General features: G+C 63.3%; 27 protein-coding genes. 13 read left to right on the top strand and 14 right to left on the bottom strand.

The annotated features are described in order from the left end of the window. Positions 1–58: 58 nt before the first annotated feature. Positions 59–724 (top strand): FKBP-type peptidyl-prolyl cis-trans isomerase, encoded by a 666-nt coding sequence (locus BGP85_RS14330; RefSeq protein WP_103448543.1) that lies wholly within the window; start codon positions 59–61, stop codon positions 722–724. A 9-nt stretch (positions 725–733) separates the two neighbouring features. Here the strand turns inward: BGP85_RS14330 and rsd are convergent, their stop codons facing one another. From rsd to BGP85_RS14295, 7 genes are all read right to left on the bottom strand, one after another. Further along, positions 734–1,204, bottom strand: coding sequence for a sigma D regulator (gene rsd / locus BGP85_RS14325; protein ID WP_103448542.1), 471 nt, complete (start codon positions 1,202–1,204; stop codon positions 734–736). 232 nt (positions 1,205–1,436) lie between these two features. Then, positions 1,437–1,943, bottom strand: coding sequence for a disulfide bond formation protein B (locus tag BGP85_RS14320; RefSeq protein WP_103448541.1), 507 nt, complete (start codon positions 1,941–1,943; stop codon positions 1,437–1,439). A gap of 219 nt (positions 1,944–2,162) precedes the next feature. Beyond that, complete coding sequence (locus tag BGP85_RS14315) at positions 2,163–3,401, bottom strand: heme biosynthesis HemY N-terminal domain-containing protein (protein ID WP_103448540.1); 1,239 nt, start codon at positions 3,399–3,401, stop codon at positions 2,163–2,165. Next, positions 3,398–4,498 carry a uroporphyrinogen-III C-methyltransferase gene (locus BGP85_RS14310; protein WP_103448539.1) on the bottom strand — a complete coding sequence of 367 codons (1,101 nt, stop codon included), beginning with the start codon at positions 4,496–4,498 and terminating at the stop codon, positions 3,398–3,400. Before BGP85_RS14310 ends, BGP85_RS14315 begins: the two co-directional genes overlap by 4 nt. Before the next feature lie 31 nt (positions 4,499–4,529). After that, positions 4,530–5,312 (bottom strand): uroporphyrinogen-III synthase, encoded by a 783-nt coding sequence (locus tag BGP85_RS14305; protein WP_103448538.1) that lies wholly within the window; start codon positions 5,310–5,312, stop codon positions 4,530–4,532. After that, a complete protein-coding gene (gene hemC / locus BGP85_RS14300) occupies positions 5,309–6,250 on the bottom strand; it encodes a hydroxymethylbilane synthase (RefSeq protein ID WP_103448537.1) in 942 nt (313 codons plus the stop codon). The genes BGP85_RS14305 and hemC overlap by 4 nt, the downstream gene beginning before the upstream one ends. Before the next feature lie 114 nt (positions 6,251–6,364). Continuing rightward, complete coding sequence (locus BGP85_RS14295; RefSeq protein WP_103448536.1) at positions 6,365–7,108, bottom strand: LytR/AlgR family response regulator transcription factor; 744 nt, start codon at positions 7,106–7,108, stop codon at positions 6,365–6,367. Between the two features lie 309 nt (positions 7,109–7,417). On the opposite strand from BGP85_RS14295, the gene argH reads away from it, so the two are divergent. Continuing rightward, entirely contained in the window at positions 7,418–8,812 is a 1,395-nt protein-coding gene (gene argH, locus BGP85_RS14290) for an argininosuccinate lyase (protein ID WP_027916957.1), read from the top strand. 33 nt (positions 8,813–8,845) lie between these two features. Here the strand turns inward: argH and BGP85_RS14285 are convergent, their stop codons facing one another. Next, positions 8,846–9,508 (bottom strand): glutathione S-transferase, encoded by a 663-nt coding sequence (locus BGP85_RS14285; RefSeq protein WP_103448535.1) that lies wholly within the window; start codon positions 9,506–9,508, stop codon positions 8,846–8,848. 147 nt (positions 9,509–9,655) lie between these two features. On the opposite strand from BGP85_RS14285, the gene BGP85_RS14280 reads away from it, so the two are divergent. The 4 genes from BGP85_RS14280 to BGP85_RS14265 all read left to right on the top strand — a co-directional run bounded on the left by BGP85_RS14280 (position 9,656) and on the right by BGP85_RS14265 (position 14,202). After that, the gene (locus tag BGP85_RS14280; RefSeq protein WP_103448534.1) at positions 9,656–9,955 is read left to right on the top strand and encodes a hypothetical protein; all 300 of its coding nucleotides are present in this window, start codon (positions 9,656–9,658) and stop codon (positions 9,953–9,955) included. Positions 9,956–10,024: 69 nt separating this feature from the next. Then, positions 10,025–10,270, top strand: a complete 246-nt coding sequence (locus BGP85_RS14275) for a TIGR02647 family protein (protein WP_103448533.1) — start codon at positions 10,025–10,027, stop codon at positions 10,268–10,270. A 147-nt stretch (positions 10,271–10,417) separates the two neighbouring features. Further along, positions 10,418–13,282 (top strand): class I adenylate cyclase, encoded by a 2,865-nt coding sequence (locus tag BGP85_RS14270; protein WP_103448532.1) that lies wholly within the window; start codon positions 10,418–10,420, stop codon positions 13,280–13,282. A gap of 77 nt (positions 13,283–13,359) precedes the next feature. After that, positions 13,360–14,202, top strand: coding sequence for a hypothetical protein (locus tag BGP85_RS14265; RefSeq protein ID WP_103448531.1), 843 nt, complete (start codon positions 13,360–13,362; stop codon positions 14,200–14,202). 10 nt (positions 14,203–14,212) lie between these two features. Here BGP85_RS14265 and rnk read toward each other — a convergent pair whose 3' ends face one another. From rnk to cyaY, 3 genes are all read right to left on the bottom strand, one after another. Further along, positions 14,213–14,623, bottom strand: coding sequence for a nucleoside diphosphate kinase regulator (rnk, locus tag BGP85_RS14260; protein ID WP_103448530.1), 411 nt, complete (start codon positions 14,621–14,623; stop codon positions 14,213–14,215). A gap of 132 nt (positions 14,624–14,755) precedes the next feature. Then, on the bottom strand, positions 14,756–14,968 hold the full coding sequence (locus BGP85_RS14255) for a DUF1289 domain-containing protein (RefSeq protein ID WP_103448529.1): 213 nt from the start codon (positions 14,966–14,968) through the stop codon (positions 14,756–14,758). A gap of 1 nt (position 14,969) precedes the next feature. Further along, on the bottom strand, positions 14,970–15,302 hold the full coding sequence (cyaY, locus tag BGP85_RS14250) for an iron donor protein CyaY (protein WP_103448528.1): 333 nt from the start codon (positions 15,300–15,302) through the stop codon (positions 14,970–14,972). 218 nt (positions 15,303–15,520) lie between these two features. On the opposite strand from cyaY, the gene lptM reads away from it, so the two are divergent. The 6 genes from lptM to BGP85_RS14220 are packed head-to-tail and all read left to right on the top strand — an operon-like array spanning position 15,521 to position 20,125. Continuing rightward, positions 15,521–15,724 (top strand): LPS translocon maturation chaperone LptM, encoded by a 204-nt coding sequence (gene lptM, locus BGP85_RS14245; RefSeq protein WP_060507625.1) that lies wholly within the window; start codon positions 15,521–15,523, stop codon positions 15,722–15,724. Positions 15,725–15,733: 9 nt separating this feature from the next. Beyond that, the gene (gene lysA, locus BGP85_RS14240; RefSeq protein WP_103448527.1) at positions 15,734–16,981 is read left to right on the top strand and encodes a diaminopimelate decarboxylase; all 1,248 of its coding nucleotides are present in this window, start codon (positions 15,734–15,736) and stop codon (positions 16,979–16,981) included. 4 nt (positions 16,982–16,985) lie between these two features. Beyond that, a complete protein-coding gene (dapF, locus tag BGP85_RS14235) occupies positions 16,986–17,816 on the top strand; it encodes a diaminopimelate epimerase (protein ID WP_103448526.1) in 831 nt (276 codons plus the stop codon). A gap of 13 nt (positions 17,817–17,829) precedes the next feature. Next, on the top strand, positions 17,830–18,534 hold the full coding sequence (locus BGP85_RS14230) for a DUF484 family protein (protein WP_103448525.1): 705 nt from the start codon (positions 17,830–17,832) through the stop codon (positions 18,532–18,534). Continuing rightward, positions 18,534–19,433, top strand: coding sequence for a tyrosine recombinase XerC (gene xerC, locus BGP85_RS14225; protein ID WP_103448524.1), 900 nt, complete (start codon positions 18,534–18,536; stop codon positions 19,431–19,433). The genes BGP85_RS14230 and xerC overlap by 1 nt, the downstream gene beginning before the upstream one ends. Then, entirely contained in the window at positions 19,430–20,125 is a 696-nt protein-coding gene (locus BGP85_RS14220; RefSeq protein ID WP_103448523.1) for an HAD family hydrolase, read from the top strand. Before xerC ends, BGP85_RS14220 begins: the two co-directional genes overlap by 4 nt. 54 nt (positions 20,126–20,179) lie before the next feature. On the opposite strand, the gene sutA is transcribed toward BGP85_RS14220, so the two are convergent. The 3 genes from sutA to glnK all read right to left on the bottom strand — a co-directional run bounded on the left by sutA (position 20,180) and on the right by glnK (position 22,658). Next, positions 20,180–20,509: a transcriptional regulator SutA gene (gene sutA / locus BGP85_RS14215; protein ID WP_056794110.1), complete on the bottom strand. Its 330-nt coding sequence runs from the start codon at positions 20,507–20,509 to the stop codon at positions 20,180–20,182. A 428-nt stretch (positions 20,510–20,937) separates the two neighbouring features. Further along, positions 20,938–22,272, bottom strand: a complete 1,335-nt coding sequence (locus BGP85_RS14210) for an ammonium transporter (protein WP_103448522.1) — start codon at positions 22,270–22,272, stop codon at positions 20,938–20,940. A gap of 47 nt (positions 22,273–22,319) precedes the next feature. Continuing rightward, a complete protein-coding gene (gene glnK, locus BGP85_RS14205) occupies positions 22,320–22,658 on the bottom strand; it encodes a P-II family nitrogen regulator (protein ID WP_002555808.1) in 339 nt (112 codons plus the stop codon). Between the two features lie 377 nt (positions 22,659–23,035). Between glnK and BGP85_RS14200 the strand changes: the two genes are divergently transcribed. Further along, on the top strand, positions 23,036–23,299 hold the full coding sequence (locus tag BGP85_RS14200) for an accessory factor UbiK family protein (protein WP_103448521.1): 264 nt from the start codon (positions 23,036–23,038) through the stop codon (positions 23,297–23,299). The last annotated feature ends 11 nt before the right edge of the window (positions 23,300–23,310 follow it).

Here is a 23,310-nt window from a genome sequence, read left to right as displayed (position 1 = left end):
ACACATGTCGAGACAACAACGCTGGCATACTTCCCCGCTCATCGAGCTGGAGTTAGACATGCCGCGTTATCTTGCTTTCGGCCTGTGCCTGATGGCGCCATTCGCCCTGGCCGCCAACGATACCGCCCCTGCCAACGATCAAGACCTGGCCTATAGCCTCGGCGCCAGCCTGGGTGAGCGCTTGCGTCAGGAAGTGCCCGGCCTGCAACTGGATGCGCTGGTCGAAGGCCTGCGCCAGTCCTATCAGGGCCAGCCATTGAAACTCGACAAGGCGCGGATGGAGGCCATTCTCCAGCAGCACGAAGAGCAGGCCGGCGCCGCCGCCGAGCAAGCCGAAGTGACCAAGCTGCAGGCCGTGGAAACGCGCTTCATGGCCAACGAGCGGGCCCGTGCCGGCGTGCACGAGCTGCCGGAGGGCATTCTGTACAGTGAGCTGAAAGCGGGTAATGGCGCGCACCCCAAAGCTGGCGGCAAGGTGCAGGTGCGCTATGTCGGCAGGCTGCCGGATGGTTCGGTGTTCGACCAGAACCAGCAACCGCAATGGTTCAACCTGGACTCGGTGATCGAGGGCTGGCAGGCGGCGCTGCCACACATGAAAGCGGGTTCGACCTGGCGCCTGGTGATCCCCTCGGTACAGGCCTATGGTGCCGAGGGCGCAGGTGACCTGATCGCGCCCTACACGCCGCTGGTGTTTGAAATCGAGTTACTGGCGGTCGGCGACTGACGCCGACCTTCAGGCTTCGACCGCGCCCTCTTCCTTGTGCGCGTTATGCAGCACCTCGATCAGGCAGTCTTCGAGCTCGAAGCGTTCGTGCAGAAGGCCGCCCAGCTTGCCGAGCTTTTCGGCGAAGCGCGCAGGGTCCTTGCACTCACCCTTGTCACAATGGTCGTTGAAGGCCAAGGCAAACTGAGTGCTTTCATCAATGCGCGGATTGATCTGCGTGGCCAGTTCCAGGCCTCGTGTATCGCCGAACGCTTTCGCTTCACTGACCAGTTGCTCGCTGACTTCGAAATGCCACGCCGAAACGTAGTCGACAAGCAGCGTGCAAAAGTCGCCGTTCGTGTCCTTGTCGGCAAAGGCCGGCTTGGCGTCGCGCAAGGTGCGGAAAGCCTGAACCAGCTCCTCGCGTTCCTCGAGCCAACGGTCGATCAGCTTGTGAACCCCACCCCAGCGTTCCTGGGCGTTCTGACAACTATCGAGCATGGCGATCTCTTCCCTTCTGGGTAGATGCCGCTGCACCTCGCACTACGACCGTGCAGCACAAAGGTGTCATCAGCAGGACGGCATCGAGCAGTTGTGTTTTCGGTATGCGTGCTGGGAGATTATTCCCGCGCGTGCTTAGCATCAAGGTACGCAGCGGACAAAGTTCATACAAGTGTTTAATACCCCGATGCACCACCATTGGTCGCGCTATCGACCGCCAGCATGCGCCAGGTCAAGGATTGCCAAGTGAGCGGAAACGATACGCCAGCAGGCAGCTCAAGGGCAGCGCCGTCAGCAGCAGAAACGCCAGCAGGCTCCACTCCGGCAAGGTCAGGTCGAGGAAACTCCAGGTCAGCGAGCTGCAATCGGGGCCGCCCAGCAACAGTTGCCGCGCAGCTTCACGCCATGACTGTTCGAACATGTGACCGATGGGTAACGGGCACAGATGGCTTGCATCACTCGCGCCCTGCAACCACACATGCCGTGCCGCCAGCAAAGCACCACTGGCCGCGCACAGCAACGTCGTTCGCGCGTAACGCCGTGCCCCGGCAATACCAGGCGCATGCAGCGCCGCACAAAGGCACACCAGTGCATACACGGCTAGCATTAGCCGCTGACTGAAACACAGCAGGCAAGGCACAAGCCCAACGGCACTTTCGAGATAGAAGGACGCACCCAGCACTGCCAGCGAAGCAAGGCATGCCGGAATGAAAAGCGTGCGCAGACTGGCCATCGGCATGGGAAGAACAGCCCCGGGAAGTTGAAGTGGCTTGGAACGGTAGAGGAAAGGCCAGGCTTGTTTCAAGGCACTACTGGAGTGACAAGTCGCTGTATTGCAGGGGAAGTCTCCATCCAAGCTGTAGGAAACTTCCGAAGAAGAGATTGCAGATATAACTTTTAACGCAGAACTAGTTACCAAGCCCATGAGCCCGCGCCCCTGCGCGGGCTCATGGAAGGCTCAAGCACGTACGCCCTCTGGCAGCGGCAGCGCCAGAAGACGCTCATCGAGCAGGCCAAGGCCTTCCTCGAACAGCTGATTACTGCGCTCGGTTTCACCCAGGCTGGCCAACAAGCGCGCGAGCTCGGCGCAGGCTTCCGGATTACGCTCCATGCGCAGGCTGCTTTCGAAATAGTCGCGCGCCTTGCCCCACAGGCGGTTCTGCAGGCTCAGGCGGCCGAGTGTCAGCAACAGGCTCGGGTCTTCTGGATGGGCCTTCAGCCAACCTTCGGCGGTTTGTAGCTGGCGCGCCGGGTCATCACCGCGCACGAGGCCGTACAGGCGAGCCAGGTGGCTCTCGTACTCACGCTTGAGCGCGCTGCGCAATACCTGCTCGGCCTCGCCCTGAGCGCCCACCTGGCGCAGCTGTTCGGCATAGGCCAGCACCAGTTGCGGCTCCTGGCGCTGAGCTGCGGTCAGCTGCTGCCAGGCGCGCTCCAGCGCCTGCCGGGCACTTTGCACATCCTCGCCACGGGTGGTCGCCAGGCCAAGGTTCTGGCCCCAGGCGCGCTTCTCCAGCGCCGCCAGCTCATCGGCCGGCAACACCTTGCCCTTACGCAGGTCCGGCAACAGGCGGATCAGCGCCGACCAGTCGCCGCGCTCCAGATGCAGACGCTGCAACAAGCGAAGGACCTGGGTGTTATGGGGATGCCGTTCCTGCATGGCCAACAGCGTCTCCAGCGCACCATCACGCTCGCCGCGGTCCATCTGCAATTGCGCATGGGTCAGGGCAATGGCCAGCTCGGCCTGCGGCTGACGCTCCAGCGCACGCTCCAGCAGGTTGTCGCTGTCTTCCGTGCGCCCCTGTTCATTGGCGGCGCGGGCGGCGCCGAGGTAATACAACAGCGGCTGGCGCTCGGCCTCGGCAGCACGATGCAGGTGGCGCTGGGCACTGGCCCAGCGGCCCTCGGCCAGGTCCAGCTGGCCCTGTTCGATGGCGATCCGCACACGCCGGCTACGGTTGCGCCGCGACCACGGGTTGACCACGCCACTGGAGGTCAGCACCAGGCCTACCAGGTAACGCAGCAGCAACAGCAACCCGACCACGGCAGCCAGCGCTGCGAGCGCGGCCCACAATCCGGACTGGTAACGGAAACCACCGTAGGCGATCAGCACATAACCACTGTGCTTGGCCACCGCGATGCCCAGCGCTGCGGCAACCACGATCGCCAGTACGGCGAGCAGGTAGACACGCTTCATGGCTTGCCTCCTTCAGCCTCGGCTGGCAGATGGCGGCGCTGGATGTACGCCTGCACCGCCGCCAGGCTTTCGCTCAGGTCCGGGGTTACTACCGAGACGGGCTGCTCAGCCAGCGCATTGAGGCTGTCGAGCATCGCCTTGCTTTGTGGGTTGTCGGCATTGAAGTTGGCCAGCAGCACGCTGCGGGCATCATCCAGGGCCTGGCTGTAGACCTTGGCCTCACCATTGAGCGCAGCCCACTGCGCCTGTTCGATGGTCAGGCTCAGGGCCAGGCGCAGCTGGTTCAGCTGCTGGCCGGCCAGCAACGGCCGCACATTTTCGTCGGCGTTGAAGTCGATCTGGAAGTACTTGGAGATTTCTGCCCACCACTGCGACAGGCGACTGGCACCGTCACCATCGGCAGTCAGCGCACCGAGCGCATCGGCGTTGCTGGCGAACTCGGGCGACTGGGCGCTGAGTTCCTGAACCAGTTCACGCTGGGCGGCAAGCTTGAGGAACAGGCCGGTGCGGTCCGGCTGCTGGGTGCTGTTGAGCGTGGCCAGGCTGCGCGCCAGTTGCTCGCGGGCGGCAAAGGCGCCCGGGTCGCTCTGTTCGCGGAGGATTTCGTCGGCGCCTTCGACCAGGGCCTTGGCGCTGGTGATGTCCTGCAGTGCCGACAAGCGCAGGGTAGCCAGGCGCAGCAGGTGCTCGGCCTCGGCCAGACGCCACTCCTTGCGGCTTTCGCCGAGTGCGGTTTCCAGACGCTGGCTGAGACGCTGCTGGTCGCCTTGCAGCTGCGCCACCAGGCGGCGGCGGTCTTCCAGCTCGCTGGCGGCCGGCAGGCTGGCCAGTTGTGCACTGATCTGCTGCTCACGCTGCTGCAGTGCCGCAGCGCGCTGGCTGAGGGCTTCAAGGTGCTGGCCCTGGTTCACTTCACTGCCTTGCAGTTGCCGCACCTGCCACACACCCCAACCCCCTACTGCGACCCCGGTCGCACCCAGCAACAGCGCCAGCACGGCCAGACCACTGCCAGAGCGCTTTACAGGCTTGTCGGTGACGGGTTGCGCCGACGCTTGCGCCGACGGCTGATCATTGTTGGACAAGACAGTTTCGCTCACGTATCCATCCTTTGCATGGGGGCACCTCGCGCTAGTGCGAAGCGCCTTGAAAAGCAGGTGCAGCGCTGCGCTGCACGGCTGCCAGCAAGGCCGTGGCACTCGCGCCACGGCAATCCACAACCTGTTGGGCCCCGGCGGCCCGGGCCTGTTCAGCGACTCGCGGGCTGGGTACGAACAACGGCAGGCAGGCTACTCGCGGCCAATCGGCTGCGGCCATCTGCTGCAAATGTTCCAGACCCTGCCCACTGCTGACCACCAGGCCATTGAGGCGTTCCGCTTCTATGCGGCGCATCAGCGTGCCCGCCGGGTACTCCGGCAGACAGCGGCGATACAGTTCCAGATATTCGACACTAGCACCTTGCTCTGCAAGACGCTCGGCCAGCAGTTCGCGACCTCCGACGCCACGCACGATCAGCACGCGCGCTCCAGGCGCCGCAATAGCCTGGCGCAAGGCCGGGAGCGCGAGCAAGGCCTCGCTGTCGTCACCCTGCCCGGGAAATCTCACCTGAAGGCCCGCGCCCTGCAACACCGCCGCCGTTGCCTCGCCCACGGTAAACCAGCCTGCAGACGGTGCTTGCATGCCAGCACGCTGCAACTGCTCAAGCAGCAGTCGGGCCGCCGGCTTGCTGACCACGATGATCGCCTGGTACTGCGCCAGCCCGGCCAGCTGTTGACGCTGCCCGTCAGCCACAGCGACGGGCTCGATGGCCAGCAACGGCAGGCAGCTGCTGGCCACACCGGCAGCGGCCAGGCTCTGCGCCAGTGCCGCGCAGTCCTCTTCAGGCCGGGTCAGCAACAGGCGCCAGGGGCTCACGGATGCCCGGCCTCGCCGTAGACTTCCTTGAGAATGGCTTCGGCGCCCTGGCCCAGCAGAGCTTCGGCAACCTGCACGCCCAAGGTTTCGGCAGCCTCACGCGGTGCGCGCGCATCCGCCACCAGCAGGGTACCGCCGCTTGGCTGGCCAACCAGGCCGCGCAGCCACAGCTGATCGCCTTCAAGCACGGCATAACAGGCGATCGGCACCTGGCAGCCGCCGTTGAGGCGCTTGTTCAAGGCACGCTCGGCGACTACGCGGTCAGCAGTATCGGCATGGTGCAGCGGAGCCAGCAGCGCATGGATTTCGCTGTCGGCGCTGCGGCACTCGATGCCTACCGCGCCTTGGCCACCGGCTGGCAGGCTGTCGTCGACGCTGATGGTATCGGTGATGCGTTCCTCGAAGCCCAGGCGAATCAGGCCGGCGGCGGCGAGGATGATGGCGTCGTATTCACCGGCATCGAGTTTGGCCAGGCGGGTGTTGACGTTGCCACGCAGGAAGTGGATTTTCAGGTCCGGCCGGCGTGCCAGCAACTGGGCCTGGCGGCGCAGGCTGGAGGTGCCGACGATGCTGCCGGCCGGCAGGGTGTCGAGGCTGGCGAAGGTATTGGAGACGAAGGCATCGCGTGGGTCTTCGCGCTCGCAGATGCAGTACAGGCCCAGACCTTCGGGGAAGTCCATGGGCACGTCCTTCATCGAATGCACAGCGATGTCGGCTTCGTTGTCCAGCAGCGCTGTTTCCAGCTCTTTGACGAACAGTCCCTTGCCGCCGATCTTCGCCAGCGGTGCATCGAGCAGCTTGTCGCCGCGGCTGACCATGGGTACCAGGGTCACCAGCAGACCGGGGTGGGCCTGCTCGAGGCGGGCTTTGACGTATTCGGCCTGCCACAGGGCCAAGGCACTTTTACGGGTGGCAATGCGGATTTCGCGAGTGGACATGGAACGCCCCGATCCAGAGAAATGCCGCTGATGATAACAGCATCACCGGCATCGCTAGCAGATGTGGGTCAGGATCCAGTTGTGGCCTGTACCGGCGAGGACGCCGGTACTGCGTCAAAGCGTCTGCATCATTTTGCGCACGCCCGCCACATGCCGGCGGCTGACCGTCAGGGCATCGCCGTCCAGGCCCTTGAGGAACAGCTGGAAATGCCCCAGCGGCGTGCGTTGCAGACGCTCGATGCGCTCGCGGGCAACCAGCGCATTGCGATGGATACGCACGAAGCGCTCGCCGAACTCGTCCTCCAACGCCTTGAGCGGCTCGTCGAGCAGCACTTCCCCGGCTTCGTGGCGCAAGGTCACGTACTTGTGGTCGGCGATGAAATAGATCACCTGGGGCAAAGGAATCAGCTCGATCCCCTTGCGCGTGCGCGCACTGATATGGCTGCGCGGGCCGCCACCTTCACTGCCAGGCCGGGTCAACGCCGCCAGCTGGGCGCGGTTGGGCTTTTCGGCCTTGCGCAAGGCATCGCGCAGGGCTTGAGGTTGAATCGGCTTGGTCACGTGGCTGAGGGTGCTTTCCTTGAAGGCCTCTGCACCGTATTCATCGTCGCCGGTACAGAACACCACCGACGGTGGCGCCTCGCGCTCGCACAAGCGAGCGGCGACCTGCAAGCCATCCAGGCCTGGCATGCCGATGTCCAGCAGGACCACATCGGGCTTGAGGCTTTCGATCAATGCCAGGGCCTCTTCGCCATTGGTGGCGCTGGGCTCCAGCACGGAATACCCCTCCAGTTCAGCGAATAGCCGTGTGAGGCGTTCACGGGCTTGGGGTTCGTCATCAACGATCAGGACATTCATAATTGCTCTGGATTCCTGAGTGAGTCTCGCACAGGTATAGCGTAGACAAGAGCAGGTCGAGCGACGCTGCGGTCACGCTCTAGACCGATACGAAGGCCAAAGATTCACTGAGCCGGCAGAAACGCTGCCAGTCCTCTGTCCAACTGTAGACGGTCCGTGGAACACTGCCGTTCAATCGTTGAATATCGTCCTGCCCTGCCTTTATGGATGTTTCCCTCCGGTTTCTGTCGACCGACGCCCTGCGGCAGTCGGCCCAACCCTGCTATTATCGGCGCCACTTTTTCGTTCACGCCTGCATAGAGTGAATCCATGAGCACCGACAAGACCAATCAGTCCTGGGGCGGCCGCTTCAGTGAGCCCGTCGACGCCTTCGTCGCCCGTTTCACCGCCTCGGTCGACTTCGACAAGCGCCTGTACCGCCACGACATCATGGGTTCGATCGCCCACGCCACCATGCTGGCGCAGGTCGGCGTTCTCAGCGATGCCGAGCGCGACACCATCATCGATGGCCTGAAAACCATCCAGGGCGAAATCGAGGCTGGCAGTTTCGACTGGCGCGTCGACCTGGAAGACGTGCACATGAACATCGAAGCACGCCTGACCGACCGCATCGGCATCACCGGCAAGAAACTGCACACCGGCCGCAGCCGCAACGACCAGGTTGCCACCGACATCCGCCTGTGGCTGCGTGACGAGATCGACCTGATCCTGGCCGAGATCACCCGCCTGCAACAGGGCCTGCTGGAGCAGGCCGAGCGTGAAGCCGAGACCATCATGCCCGGCTTCACCCACCTGCAGACCGCCCAGCCAGTCACCTTCGGCCACCACCTGCTGGCCTGGTTCGAAATGCTCAGCCGCGACTACGAGCGCCTGGTAGACTGCCGCAAGCGCGCCAACCGCATGCCTCTGGGCAGCGCCGCGCTGGCCGGCACCACCTACCCGATCGACCGTGAACTGACCTGCAAGTTGCTGGGCTTCGAAGCCGTGGCCGGCAACTCGCTGGACGGCGTTTCGGACCGCGACTTCGCCATCGAATTCTGCGCTGCCGCCAGCGTGGCGATGATGCACCTGTCGCGCTTCTCCGAAGAGCTGGTGCTTTGGACCAGCGCCCAGTTCCAGTTCATCGACCTACCTGATCGCTTCTGCACCGGCAGCTCGATCATGCCGCAGAAGAAGAACCCGGACGTTCCGGAGCTGGTGCGTGGCAAGAGCGGCCGTGTCTTCGGCGCTCTGACCGGCCTGCTGACCCTGATGAAAGGCCAGCCTCTGGCCTACAACAAGGACAACCAGGAAGATAAAGAGCCGCTGTTCGACGCCGCAGACACCCTGCGCGACTCGCTGCGCGCCTTCGCCGACATGATCCCGGCAATCAAGCCCAAGCACGCCATCATGCGCGAAGCGGCCCTGCGCGGTTTCTCCACCGCCACCGACCTCGCCGACTACCTGGTGCGCCGTGGCCTGCCGTTCCGTGATTGCCACGAGATCGTCGGCCACGCCGTGAAGTATGGCGTCGACACCGGCAAGGACCTGGCCGAGATGAGCCTGGACGAGCTGCGCCAGTTCAGCGACCAGATCGAGCAGGACGTGTTTGCCGTGCTGACCCTGGAAGGCTCGGTGAATGCCCGTAACCACATCGGTGGTACGGCGCCTGCGCAGGTACGTGCCGCCGTTGTGCGCGGCAAGGCCCTGCTGGCTTCGCGTTAAGTAGAGTCTGGGGCTGCCCTGCAGCCCCAGCCTTCAACGTTTACCGCTACGAATCATCTCCATGAAGGCCGGCATCGAGGCCTCCTTGTCTGTAACGATCCTCGCCATGTGCGGGTTCTCGCCCATCAATTGCAGCAACGCCTTCGCCTGCGGGAAGTCCGCCAGGAAGTCGATGCCCAGCACTTTCTTGCCTACCGCGTACGCCAGGTCCACCGAGAAGCAGAACATCAGGTCCGCCAGCGTCAGCTGCTCACCCGCCACATAAGGCGCGAAACGGCCATTGCGCTTGAGCGTGGCAAACCCTGCCAGCAAGTCGGTACGCGCACGCTCCTTGATCAGCGGCTCCACCGCCATGCCGAAGAACGACTCGGCATAGCAGGTACGCGCCGGCAGCTCGATATACAGTTCGATTTCCTTGAGCAGTTCGCGCACCTTGGCCCGGCCGAACGGGTCACTCGGCAGCAGCGCCTTGCCACCCTCGGTCTGCTCGATATAGTCGAGGATTACACTGGTTTCGCTGAGGAAGCCGTGTTCGGTTTCCAGCACCGGAACCTTGCCCCGCGGGCTGACTTCCAGGGCCTGCGGTGCCTGCCCGCCGTAGAAGGTGACTTCCTCGAAACGCAGGCCTTTTTCCAGCAGGGCCAGCTTGACCATGTTGTAGTAGTTGCTGACCGAGAATCCGTGAAGCTTGAGCATGGGGTTACAGCCTCCAGGCCGTGTGGGGATAGCTCGGCTGTTATAGACGGTCCGCCGGTGCCTGACCAGCGTCATGCACCGGGTCGATGATCGGGCATTGCCGACGCGGGCATGGCAAACTGTGCGTCCCACCATAGGAGTAGCGCCATGAGCGAACACGACGAAATCGGCAATGACGACGAAGCCTTCGCCGAAGCGACGCTGACCGAAGCCATCGAAAACCAGATCGAAAGCGGCGAGCCGCCAGCGGCCAAGGCCACCTTCAACAAACTGACCCTGGTCGGCTACGAGCGCGAAGACATCCTCAACCTCATGGCCCACGTGCTGGCCTTCGAAATCGACAACATGCTCCAGGAAGACCGCCCGTTCAACGGCGAGTGGTACGAGACCGCCCTGCGCGCCCTGCCCGAGCTGCCGCCTGAGATGGATCAAGGCGACGACGAATAAGCCGACTACACTCCAGGATCAGGCACCGCTGGCGGTGCCGCCATCCTCGTCTGGAAGTCAGGAGTCGCCATGTCTTTTACCCCCGAACTGATCGCCGAACTGGAAGTGCTCGCCCTGTTCAACCTGGACAACCACCAGGAAGGCATCAAAGTTGGCAGTAACGCGTCGCCCGCCCTGATCGCTGCTGCCAAGCGCCTTCATGAAAAAGAACTCACCGACCAGCCCGATGGTGGCTACCTCACCAGCCTCGGGAATGATGCGGCTGAAAGCGTCCAACTGTTGCTTAGCATCCTCAAGTCCACACAGCCCGCATAACCCTGTACCGACCTCTTCGCGGGCAAGCCTGCGAAGAGGCCAGAACAGACGATAGAAAAATGGCGCCAATAATCCATATTCCGCTTATCCGACTGCCCCACTCAGGCTAAACTCGCCTCAGCTTTTCTGGCCCGCCCTGAGTGTGCAATGAACCACCCCCACGAAATCCGCCCTGACCTGGACGAAGGCATCGACCGCAAGGTGCTGGCGACATTGCGTGCGCGCTTCCTGCACATCAACCAGTGCCGGCTCGAACGCGCGATGGAAGGCCTGTCGAGTCGCCAGCAGCTGGTCCTGACCCTCCTGCCGCTGCTGTTCCACGTCAACCACCCGCTGTTGCCCGGTTATGTATCCGGCGCCACACCGGCCGGGGTGGCGGGGTTCGAGCCGGATGCCGAACAGGTTGCCGATGCCCAGCGCCTGGCGCGCTCGTTCGCCTACAAGGCGCGCCACGGCAACCCGCCACGCCCGATCCACGGGCTATTCCTGATGGGCAGCCTCGGCTCACTGGCCCAGGCCGAACAGAGCGACATGGACCTGTGGGTGTGCCATGCCCCGGGCCTGGCCGAAACCGAGCGTGAGGAACTGCGCCGCAAATGCCAGCTGCTGGAGACCTGGGCGGCCAGCCAGGGTGCCGAGGCGCATTTCTTCCTGATCGACCCGCAAAGTTTTGCCCAGGGCCTGCGCGACAGCCAGCTCAGCTCCGATGACTGCGGCACTACCCAGCATTTCCTGCTGCTCGACGAGTTCTACCGCACGGCCATCTGGCTCGCCGGGCGCACGCCGCTGTGGTGGTTGGTGCCGGTCTACGAAGAGCACAACTATCAGGCCTATACCGAGACCCTGCTGTCCAAGCGCTTCATCCGTAATCAGGACGCCCTCGACCTTGGCAACCTTGCGCATATTCCGCCCGGCGAGTATGTCGGGGCTGGGCTGTGGCAGTTGTACAAGGGCATCGACTCGCCCTACAAGTCGCTGCTCAAGCTGCTGCTGACCGAGGTTTACGCCAGCGAGCATCCGACCGTGCGCTGCCTGAGCCTGGACTACAAGCAGGCAGTGTTCGCCAACCACCTCAACCTCGACGAACTCGACCCCTATGTGATGGTGTACCGGCGTATCGAGCGCTACCTGCAGCAACGCGGCGAAACCGCGCGGCTCGAATTGGTCAGGCGCAGCCTGTACCTGAAGGTCAACAAAAAGCTGAGCGGCCTGGACCGTAGCCGCAGCAACGGCTGGCAACGGCAACTGCTGCAGCGCCTGGCCGATGAGTGGGGCTGGGACGAACGGCAACTGGCCATGCTCGACAGCCGCAGCCAGTGGAAGGTCCGCCAGGTCGCCGTCGAACGCCGTGAACTGGTGGCCGAGCTCAACCACAGCTATCGCTTTCTGGGCCAGTTCGCGCAAAGCCAGGCTGCCAGCAGCCGCGCCGACCAGCGTGACCTGAATGTTCTGGGCCGGCGCCTGTACGCGGCCTTCGAACGCCGCGCCGGCAAGATCGAAGTGATCAACCCGGGCATTGCCCCGGACATCGCCGAAGACACCTTGACGCTGGTCCAGTCGCCAAACCGCAAGGAGCCTGGCAGCCACCACTGGGGGCTGTACAACGGTAACCTGGGGGTGCACGAATGGGAGCATTTCAGCCCAATCAAGCGCTGCCGCGAGCTGCTCGAACTGCTGACCTGGGCCCACCGCAACGGCGTCATCGACAGTACCACACGGCTTGCCCTGCACCCGGGCGACAGCGACCTCAGCGAGTTCGAGCTGTTCAACCTGCTGGGTAGCCTGCAGCAGAGCATCCCGCTGCCGCTGGGCAGTGTCAGCGAAGAGCGCCTGCTGCAACCAAGCGTGGCTGACGAGATCCTGCTGCTGGTCAACGTCGGCGTGGACCCGCTGCGCCATCACCGCGACCTGAACATCCTGATGACCACCGAGCGCACCGACTCGTTGAGCTACGCTGGCGTACGCGAGAACCTGGTGCTGACCGTCGACCAGATCACCCTCAACAGCTGGAACGAAGTGCTGGTGCAGCGCTACGACGGTGAACACGCGCTGCTGCGCTGCCTGCGTGACTTCCTCAACAGCCTCGGCCAACGCAGCCACCGCCCTAAGGTACGGGTGCGCTGCTTCTGCCACAACCGCGCCCAGGCAATCAGCCAGCGTGTCGAGGAGGTCTTCGACACGGCGCAACTGCTGCTCGACCAGGGCCTGAACCACCGCTACCTGCTGCAGGTAGCGCAATACACCCATGTGCTGGAACTGTTGCCCGGCCAGGTAAGCCTGGCAACCATGACGGAGCATGACGCCGTGCTCGATCACCTGGGCCAAGTGCGCAGCCGCTACAGCCCGCTGCACCTGGATGGCAATGCGATGCAGGACTACGACCTGCCCCTGGTACTTGAACACGGTCGGCGCAATTGCATCCAGGTGTTCTACCGCTTGCTCGACGGCTGGGCCGACCTGTACGTGCTGGATGAGTACAATGCCCTGTGGCAGCAGCGCCTGCCGCTGCATGATGAAAACCATCTGCTGCTGCCGATGCAGCGCTTCCTGCGATCGGTGGTGATGCGCCACGACGCGCGTTTGCCGCTGGACAGACTGCAACAGGCATCGCTGGAAATCCGCTACGCGCAATTGCTGCCTTCAGGGCCAGGCAAGGCACGCTGCATCGAGCCCAGGCCGACACCGAGCGTTGCCACCGATCAGCCCTACTACGAGGTGCAGGCCATTCTGCAGGCCGGTGCCGGTGGCGAGGTACAGGTCACACTGTATTGCGACCAGCGGGAGTTTTCCGAGCTGGAGCATGGCGACCAGCTGTATGAGGTTGTCGCCCGGCAGATCCTCGGCCAGCGCCGCAGTGCCGGGCACTACCGCTGCTATATCACCGACCTGGAGCTTTCAGAACTGCTAGAGGATGAACAGGGTTCGACCAGCCTGTATCTGCGTTACAAGCGCGAGCTGGAGTATGCGCTCAATCAGGGGCTGGAAAAGATCCAGGCTGAGCTCGCCTGCTGAACCAGCAGGCATTTCCTTCTGCACGGCTCTCCTGGCCAGCGGCATGCTTTGCCCTCATTCAATGACTGAGGTGCATCATGAACAATCAGAACTGGATGGGTAACTTGCCTGAACTGGGTCGCCTGCGTATTGATCAGCTGATTTTGCCCGGCAGCCATGATTCGGGAATGGACAAACAGGCGGACAATATCGTCCCACCGCAGGAAGTGACCCAGGACGTTCCGTGCATCGAGCAGATCCGTGCCGGCATTCGCGTACTGGACCTTCGTGTAAGGGCAAACCGCGAGTATTCACCCGACTCACCTTACCGGTACAAGCTCTATCACCTGAGTACATCGGGACGCACTGTTCTCGGCGACGTAGTGTCCGAGCTTGGTGTTTTCTATGAAGATCCTGCCAACGAGCGAGAAATCATCATCCTCGACTTCCATGAATTCGATAACTTCAGCGCCCGGGAGCATGAGTGGCTGCTGGCGATGCTGGACAAGCACATGGGGCAGCGCATCATCCCCTATGACTTGCATGCTCTGACCCTGGATCAACTGTGGAATGACCACCCAGGCAAAACCGTGGTCATTGCCTATAACGATCCCGCCGGCGGGGACCACTGGAATGGTGTGGAGCAGGTCTGGATGGGTGAGAACACGCCCTCCACAGAAGAACTGAAAGCGTTCATCGACCAGCATAGCCAGCGTTACAAGCCTGACGGCACGCTACGCTCGATTCAGTGCGCGAAGTACAACAAGGTGGTGTTCACGCCTGATGATTTCAGCGACAAGATCGATCAGTGGTTCGACTCGAAAGACCTGGACAGCTACATCCAGGGCTTCCACATCATCAATACCGATTGGTCGCTGCGCAGCCGCATAGTCGATAACTGTATTCACGCCTGCCAGCTCAGGGCGCAGAACGCCCCCTGAACGACCAGTCTCAGAGGTCGAAATCACCAGCCGCTTCAGGCTGGTATTCGACTTCCAGCAACTTCAGCTTCAGGGTCTTGCCCCCCGGTGCCGGCCAGTCGATCTGCTCACCCACCGACAAGCCCAGCAGCGCACAGCCGATCGGCGCAAGGATCGACACCTTGCCCTCGCCACCCGCATCCTTCGGGTACACCAGGGTCAGGTGGTAGTCCTTGCCACTGGCTTCCTCACGGCAATGCACGCGCGAGTTCATGGTCACCACACCGGCGGGCACTTCATCATGGCCGACCACCTGACCGGCACGGTCCAGCTCCTCCTGCAAGGCGAGCACACCCGGCGTATTTTCGTCGAGGCCTTCGATCAGGCGCTCGAGACGCTGTACGTCCAATCGGGTGAGGATGAGGGAAGGCTTGGTGCTCATGATCCAGTCAGACTCCTTTGAACAGGCTGTTTCCTGCAGGCAGATAAAGCAAAACCCCGCCCAAGGGCGGGGTTTGTGAATGCTTTTGCGTCAACGACGCACCCCCTGACACTACCACAGCCGGGCAAATACTCAAGCCCGTACGCGCAGGGCCTCGGCTTCGCGACAGATCTGCCGGCGCCGTTCGTCGTCGGCCGAGCGCCATTCGCGGATGTGCTCGACGTGCCGGTGGCAGCCGGTGCATACCCGCTGCTCATCCAACCGGCAAACGCTGATGCAGGGTGAAGGCACCGCCTGGCTGACGTTGCTGTACAGCGGCTTGGGTGGCCGCAGCTGGCTGGTCATGTCAGATCTCGTCGAAGTCCAGCTTCTCGCCGGCCCGCTCCCAGACGACGCGCTCGAGCATCTCACCAAGCAGCTCTTCGCTCTTCTCGCACACCCACTTGCCGTTCTCTTCGTCGTAATCGAAGTGGAAGCCGCCGGAACGGTCGGCCAGCCACAGCTGACGCAGCGGCTCCTGGCGGCTGAAGATCAGTTGGGCGCCGCCTTCGAACTTGACGGTCAGCACGCCGCCGGAATTTTCCATGTCCAGGTCCAGGCCGCTCTCGTCGAACAGGTCTTCCAGTGCCTGTTGGGTCGCGTCGACCAGATCATGGAAACGCGCTTCGCTCAAACTCATTGCAGGAACCTCGAAATTGGCTGCTTTACGGGCAAGCCGGGCAAGATACGGGCGCCGGGCCATGAATGCAAAGGTTTAGCCGCTGCCGGCACGGGCCCACTACCGGCGGCGATAACCCCTAAGCATAGCCCGCCCGACGGACCGGCTCTTGCGTAGGCAATCCGCCGGTCGCTCGGTATACTCGGGCGCAATACTGCATATTTCAAAGGATTTCACCCATGAAGCGCCTGATTTCCTCGCTCGCGGCGCTGGTCGCGGTTGCCTGCCTCGTTTCGGCCTGCGGTCAGAAGGGCCCCCTGTACCTGCCAGAAGACGGCAAGGACGGCAAAGGCCCGAAAAAGACGCACCAGCACCAGCACGCTCCAGCGGTCCAGCCGCAGGAAGAGCAGCCAATCCAGCCCGAGCAGACGCCAGAGCAGTAAGGAATTCAGATGAACGCTTTCAACTACCGCGACGGTGAACTGTTCGCGGAAGGCGTGGCCCTGTCGGCCATCGCCGAACGTTTCGGCACCCCGACCTACGTGTACTCGCGCGCTCACATCGAAGCCCAGTACCGCAGCTACACCGACGCCCTGCAGGGCACCGAGCACCTGGTCTGCTTCGCCGTCAAGGCCAACTCCAACCTTGGCGTGCTGAACGTCCTGGCGCGCCTGGGCGCAGGCTTCGACATCGTCTCCGGCGGTGAGCTTGAGCGCGTGCTGGCCGCTGGTGGGCGCGCTGATCGCGTGGTGTTCTCCGGCGTCGGCAAGACCCGCGAAGACATGCGCCGCGCCCTGGAAGTCGGTGTGCACTGCTTCAACGTCGAATCCACCGATGAGCTCGAGCGCCTGCAAGTGGTGGCCGCCGAGATGGGCAAGGTTGCGCCGATCTCGCTGCGTGTGAACCCGGACGTCGATGCCGGCACCCACCCGTACATTTCCACCGGCCTCAAAGAGAACAAGTTCGGTATCGCCATCGCCGACGCCGAAGCCATCTACGTGCGCGCCGCGCAGCTGCCGAACCTGGACGTGGTCGGTGTCGACTGCCACATCGGCTCGCAGCTGACCACCGTCGACCCGTTCCTCGATGCCCTCGACCGCCTGCTGGCCCTGGTCGACCGCCTGGCCGAGTGCGGCATCCACCTGCGCCACCTGGACCTGGGCGGCGGCGTTGGCGTGCGCTATCGCGACGAAGAGCCGCCACTGGTGGCCGACTACATCAAGGCCATCCGCGAGCGCGTCGGCACCCGTGACCTGGCCCTGGTGTTCGAGCCTGGCCGCTACATCGTGGCCAACGCCGGTGCCCTGCTGACCCGCGTGGAGTACCTCAAGCACACCGAACACAAGGACTTCGCCATCATCGACGCGGCGATGAACGACCTGATCCGCCCGGCCCTGTACCAGGCCTGGATGGGTGTCAGCGCGGTCGCCCCGCGGGCGGGCGAAGGCCGTGCCTACGACCTGGTCGGCCCGATCTGCGAAACCGGCGACTTCCTCGCCAAGGACCGCGTGCTGAACCTGGCCGAAGGTGACCTGCTGGCCGTGCAGTCGGCGGGCGCCTATGGTTTCGTCATGAGCTCGAACTACAACACCCGTGGCCGTTGCGCGGAAATCCTGGTCGACGGCGACCAGGCTTTCGAAGTCCGCCGCCGCGAGACCATCGCCGAACTGTACGCTGGCGAAAGCCTGCTGCCGGAGTGAGCCCATGCTGCTGCGCTTTACCAAGATGCATGGGCTGGGCAACGACTTCATGGTCCTAGACCTGGTCAGCCAGCACGCGCACATCCAGCCCAAGCACGCCAAGCAATGGGGCGACCGTCACACCGGCATCGGCTTCGACCAGCTGCTGATCGTCGAGGCGCCGAGCAACCCGGAAGTGGACTTCCGCTACCGGATCTTCAACGCTGACGGTTCCGAGGTCGAGCAGTGCGGCAATGGCGCGCGCTGCTTCGCCCGCTTCGTGCTGGACAAGCGCCTGACCGCGAAGAAGCGCATCCGCGTGGAAACCAAGGGTGGCATCATCGAGCTGGACGTGCAGAACGACGGCCAGGTATGTGTCGACATGGGCCCACCGCGTTTCGTCCCGGCAGACATCCCGTTCATTGCCGAAGAACAGGCGTTGAACTACCCGCTGGAGGTCGACGGCCGGGTGCATTCGATTGCCGCCGTGTCCATGGGCAACCCGCATGCCGTGCTGCGCGTCGATGACGTGCACACCGCACCGGTCCATGAACTGGGCCCGAAAATCGAAAACCACCCGCGCTTCCCGCAGCGGGTGAATGCCGGTTTCCTCCAGGTCATCGACCGCCACCGCGCCTACTTGCGGGTATGGGAACGTGGCGCTGGCGAGACCCAGGCCTGTGGCACCGGCGCCTGCGCCGCGGCCGTGGCCGCCATCAGCCAGGGCTGGATGGACTCCCCGGTGACCCTCGACCTGCCGGGTGGTCGCCTGAACATCGAATGGGCCGGCCCCGGCAAGCCCGTGTTGATGACCGGCCCAGCCGTACGCGTCTTCGAAGGACAGGTTCGTCTCTAAGCGAGTAACCGCCATGACCGATCAGCCAGTACCCCAGCAGCCCGATGAGCTCGATGCCGAAGCGGTGGTCGCCTACCTGCGCGCCCACCCCACCTTCTTCGCCGAGCACGACGAGCTGCTGATCGAGCAACGCATCCCCCACCAGCGCGGCGACAGCGTGTCGCTGGTGGAACGCCAGCTCAAGCTGCTGCGCGACCGCAACATCGAGATGCGCCATCGCCTGTCGCAACTGATGGACGTGGCCCGTGACAACGACCGGCTGTTCGACAAGACCCGCCGGCTGATCCTCGACCTGCTCGATGCCAGCAGCTTGGAAGAAGTGGTGATGGCCGTCGAAGACAGCTTGCGCCAGGAATTCCAGGTGCCTTTCGTCAGCCTGATCCTGTTCGGCGACAATGCAGCCCCCGTCGGCCGCTGGGTGAGCAATGCCGAAGCCCAGCAAGCCATCGGCGGCCTGCTCGGCGGCGGCAAGACGGTCAGCGGCAACCTGCGCGAGCACGAACTGGCCTTCCTGTTCGGCAAGGAGCAGCAGCAGGAAGTCGGCTCCAGTGCGGTTGCCGCCCTCGAATACCAGGGGCTGCATGGCGTGCTGGCGATCGGCAGCCGCGACCCACAGCACTACAAGAGCAGCGTCGGCACCTTGTTCCTCGGCTATATCGCCGAAGTGCTCGGCCGCGTGGTACCACGCGTGACCCAGACCCTGCGTTCGGTGCGCTGATGGAACGCCAGCTGGAGGCTTATTGCGCACACCTGCGCAACGAGCGCCAGGTGTCGGAACACACCCTGCTGGCCTATCGCCGCGACCTCGACAAGGTCATCGAATACTGCAACAGCCAGGGCATCGCCGGCTGGGGCGCGCTGCAGATCCAGCAGCTGCGCCAACTGGTCGCGCGCCAGCACCACCAGGGGCAGTCCTCGCGCAGCCTGGCGCGATTGCTGTCGGCGGTGCGCGGCCTGTACCGCTACCTCAACCGCGAAGGCCTGTGCCAGCACGACCCGGCCACCGGCCTGAGCGCGCCCAAGGGCGAACGTCGGCTGCCCAAGGTGCTGGACACCGACCGCGCCCTGCAACTGCTCGATGGCGGCGTCGACGACGACTTCATCGCCCGCCGCGACCAGGCCATCCTCGAACTGTTCTATTCCTCCGGCTTGCGCCTGTCCGAGCTGAACAACCTCGACCTCGAGCAGCTCGACCTGGCCGCCGGCTTGGTGCAGGTGCTTGGCAAGGGCAGCAAGACCCGCGTGCTACCGGTTGGCCGCAAGGCCCGTGAGGCCTTGCAGGCCTGGTTCAAGCTGCGCGGCATCGGCGGCCCGCGCGACAGCGCAGTGTTCATCACCCGCCAAGGCAATCGCATGAGCCCACGGGCCATCCAATTGCGAGTCAAGGCCGCCGGCGAGCGCGAGCTAGGCCAGCACCTGCACCCGCACATGCTTCGCCATTCCTTCGCCAGCCATGTGCTGGAATCGTCCCAGGACCTGCGCGCGGTACAGGAAATGCTCGGCCATGCCGACATCAGCACCACGCAGATCTACACCCACCTGGACTTCCAGCACCTGGCCGCGGTGTACGACAGCGCCCACCCTCGGGCCAAACGCAGCAAAGGCACAGACTCATGAGCATCAAGCTGATCACCTTCGACCTCGACGACACCCTGTGGGACACCGCGCCCGTGATTGCCAGCGCCGAGGTCGTGCTGCGCGACTGGCTCGAAGCCAACGCCCCGATCCTTGGTGGTGTGCCGGTGGAACACCTGTTCGCCATTCGCGAACGCCTGGTGCAGGCTGAGCCAGGCCTCAAGCACCGCATCAGCGCCCTGCGTCGGCGTGTGCTGTTCCACGCTCTGGAGGAAGTCGGCTACAGCGAGAAGCAGGCGCAGGAACTGGCCAACGAGGGCTTTGAAGTGTTCCTGCATGCCCGCCACCAGGTCGAAGTGTTCCCTGAAGTGCAGCCGGTGCTGGAGATCCTGCGCCATCACTACACCCTGGGCGTGGTCACCAACGGCAACGCCGATGTTCGCCGCCTGGGGCTGGCGGATTACTTCCGCTTTGCCCTGTGCGCGGAGGATCTGGGCATTGGCAAGCCGGACCCGGCGCCGTTCATGGAGGCCCTCAAGCTCGGCGAAGTCGAGGCCAGTGCGGCGGTGCATATTGGTGATCACCCGGGCGACGACATTGCCGGGGCCCAGCGCGCCGGTTTGCGCGCGGTATGGTTCAACCCGCAGGGCAAGGCCTGGGCTGGCGATCAGGCGCCGGATGCAGAGATTCAGCGGCTGTCCCAGGTGCCGGACGTCTTGGCGCGCTGGCGCTGACAGACAGGCACAAAAAAGCCCGCAGCGACGGCGGGCTCTTTTGCATTCAGCCACTCAGATAGGGCGGCTGCCGTACTTGTTGTCCGGTTTCTTGGGCGGGTCGGCGACCACGTTGGCCTCGACTTCCTGCACCTTGCCGCCGCGCGAAAGGAACTCTTCCATCGCCTTGGCCAGGGCATCACGCTCTTTCTGCTTGGCTTCCATGCTCGGCATCTCGTCTACCGAGACAGCGGCCTTGGATTTACCCTTGGCAGTCGGTGCCGGGCTGCTGTCGTCATCGCCAGCATCTTCCGCACCATCGTCAGCCGCCGCTTCAAGGCCTTCATCAGCCTCGTCTTCGTCGCCTACTTCGAGGTCATCATTTTCCAGATCGTCGTCGCTCATGTTCTACCTCATGACTTGCGAAAAGCAGGTTAGTTATAGACCAGTGCAGCCGTAGACCGGCAGCCACCAGTGAAAATTCAACTGGCCGTGGGTTAGGCCACTGCCCTTGGGTCGGCGCTCCTGATGGGAGGCGGTACCCAGCAGGCCCTGCTCCTGGCAGGACCTGACAAATCCTTGAACCCTGCTGGCCACTCGCTACTGGCAAGCCTAGCAAAGGCTGGTAAAGCGTGCGGACTACTCGTCAAACACCCTTTGGCGCGCATTCTAGCGCGCCCGTGGAAAAAGCAAAGCACCATAAACGCCCCAAGACTTGTAAGTTTTTGGCCTACGTCGCGAACGTGAGTGATAAACCGTTTGCACTGCGGGAAATGGCAAAAAACAGGCAAAAAAATGCCCGGCGAACCGGGCAAGTTTTTCCAGCGTCGCGGTTACAGGTTGTAGCCGCGTTCGTTGTGCTGAGCCAGGTCGAGGCCGACCGACTCTTCTTCTTCGTTGACCCGCAGGCCCATCACCACATCCAGCACCTTGAGGATCAAGTAGGTGACGATGGCGGTGTAGACCACGGTGAAGATCACGCCCTTGGCCTGAACCCAGACCTGAGCACCAATGTCGGTGACTGCGCCGAAGCCGCCCAGGGCCGGTGCTGCGAACACGCCGGTGAGGATGGCACCGATGATGCCGCCGACGCCATGCACGCCGAAGGCGTCGAGGGAGTCGTCATAACCCAGCTTGCGCTTGAGGGTAGTGGCGCAGAAGTAGCAGATCACGCCAGAGGCAAGGCCGATCACCAAAGCACCCATTGGGCCCACGGTACCGGCAGCCGGGGTAATGGCGACCAGGCCGGCGACCACACCCGAGGCGATGCCCAGGGCACTTGGCTTGCCGTGGAAGATCCACTCGGCGAACATCCAGCCCATTGCTGCGGCGGCGGTGGCGATCTGGGTCACCAGCATGGCCATGCCCGCAGTACCGTTGGCGGCGGCGGCGGAACCGGCGTTGAAGCCGAACCAGCCGATCCACAGCATGGCCGCGCCCATCAGGGTGTAACCCAGGTTGTGCGGGGCCATCGGGGTGGTCGGGTAGCCTTTGCGCTTGCCCAGCACCAGGCAGCAGACCAGGCCTGCGATACCGGCGTTGATGTGCACCACGGTCCCGCCAGCGAAGTCGAGCACGCCCCAGTCCCACAGCAGCGCGCCGTCACCACTCCAGACCATGTGCGCGATCGGTGCGTAGACCAGGGTGAACCAGATGCCCATAAACACCAGCATCGCCGAGAACTTCATGCGTTCGGCAAAGGCACCGACGATCAGCGCCGGGGTGATGATGGCGAAAGTCATCTGGAAGGTGATGAACACCGCTTCAGGGAACAGCGCGGTGGCCGAAGTCAGGTTGGCCGGGGTAACGCCGCTGAGGAACGCCTTGGAGAACCCGCCGACGAAGGAATTGAAGTTGAGCACGCCCTTTTCCATACCGGTGGTATCGAAGGCCATGCTGTAGCCGTAGATGACCCAGAGAATGCTGATCAGGCCAGTGATGGCAAAGCACTGCATCATCACCGACAGCACGTTCTTGGAACGCACCATGCCGCCGTAGAACAGGGCCAGGCCCGGAATGGTCATGAACAGCACCAGCGCTGTCGAGGTGAGCATCCAGGCGGTGTCGCCGGAGTTCAGCGCTGGGGCAGCTGCTTCCTCTGCCAGGGCAAGCCCGGGCATTACGAGGGACAATAGGGCTCCTAGCCCTGCGATCTTACGCAGAGTCATGTTGTTTTCTCCTGGGGCGTTGGGTTTGGTGAGGCTTTTTTCGGCGCTTAGATCGCGTCGGTATCGGTTTCGCCGGTACGGATGCGGATCGCCTGCTCCAGATTCACCACGAAGATCTTGCCGTCACCGATCTTGCCGGTGTTGGCTGCCTTGGTGATGGCTTCGATCACTCGATCAAGGTCCTTGTCGTCGATGGCGACGTCGATCTTCACTTTGGGCAGGAAGTCGACCACGTACTCCGCGCCGCGATACAGCTCGGTGTGGCCCTTCTGCCGGCCGAAACCTTTGACTTCGGTGACGGTAATGCCCTGCACGCCGATTTCCGACAGCGACTCGCGCACGTCGTCCAACTTGAACGGCTTGATGATGGCTGTGACTAGCTTCATGAAACTCTCTCCCGATTTGGTGGACTTGCCCCAGGAAAACAAACCCGTCTCAAGTCTAAGCGCAGCGGTTGGCTTTGTAACGCGTCGTCGGCATCCGGCTCCGCGTGCGCACTGCCTGGTCACAAGGAACTGCATCAGTGCATGGCTCGTACAGGTCTTTGCAGAAACCTTGCCAGTTCCGTTAAAACACCGGAAAACAGCGAGTTATGTGAATCAGTCGGGATTGGCCACTCGCCAGCATGGCGTACATGCACAACTTCGGTGCAGGCAGGCCCGGCGAGTTGCTCAAAAAGCGTGCAATGGCCTGAGGTCAATGGTGCAGGTCTGCCCCGTGCTACACTGCGGGCCATTTCTCAGTATTCAGTGGACAGCCGCCCATGCTCGCGCCAAAAGCCCTTCTCGACGCCCTGAGCGACCAGGCCTCGCGCCTGTTCAGCAGCGATACCGCCCAACCCCGCGCGGAACTGGAAAGCCAGTTCAAGGTGCTGATGCAAGGCGCCTTCAGCAAGCTGGACCTGGTTAGCCGTGAAGAATTCGACAGCCAGATGGTCGTGCTGGCGCGCACCCGCGCCCGCCTCGAGGCCCTGGAGAAGCAGGTCGCCGAACTGGAAGCGCGGATGGCGCCAGCGTCGCAGGAATAACAATCGATAAC

It is taken from the genome of Pseudomonas putida, from assembly GCF_002906855.1.
GTDB classification, from domain to species: domain Bacteria; phylum Pseudomonadota; class Gammaproteobacteria; order Pseudomonadales; family Pseudomonadaceae; genus Aquipseudomonas; species Aquipseudomonas putida_N.
The sequence above is the reverse complement of the archived record's forward strand: the minus strand, read 5'-3'. Positions and strand labels throughout refer to the sequence as shown.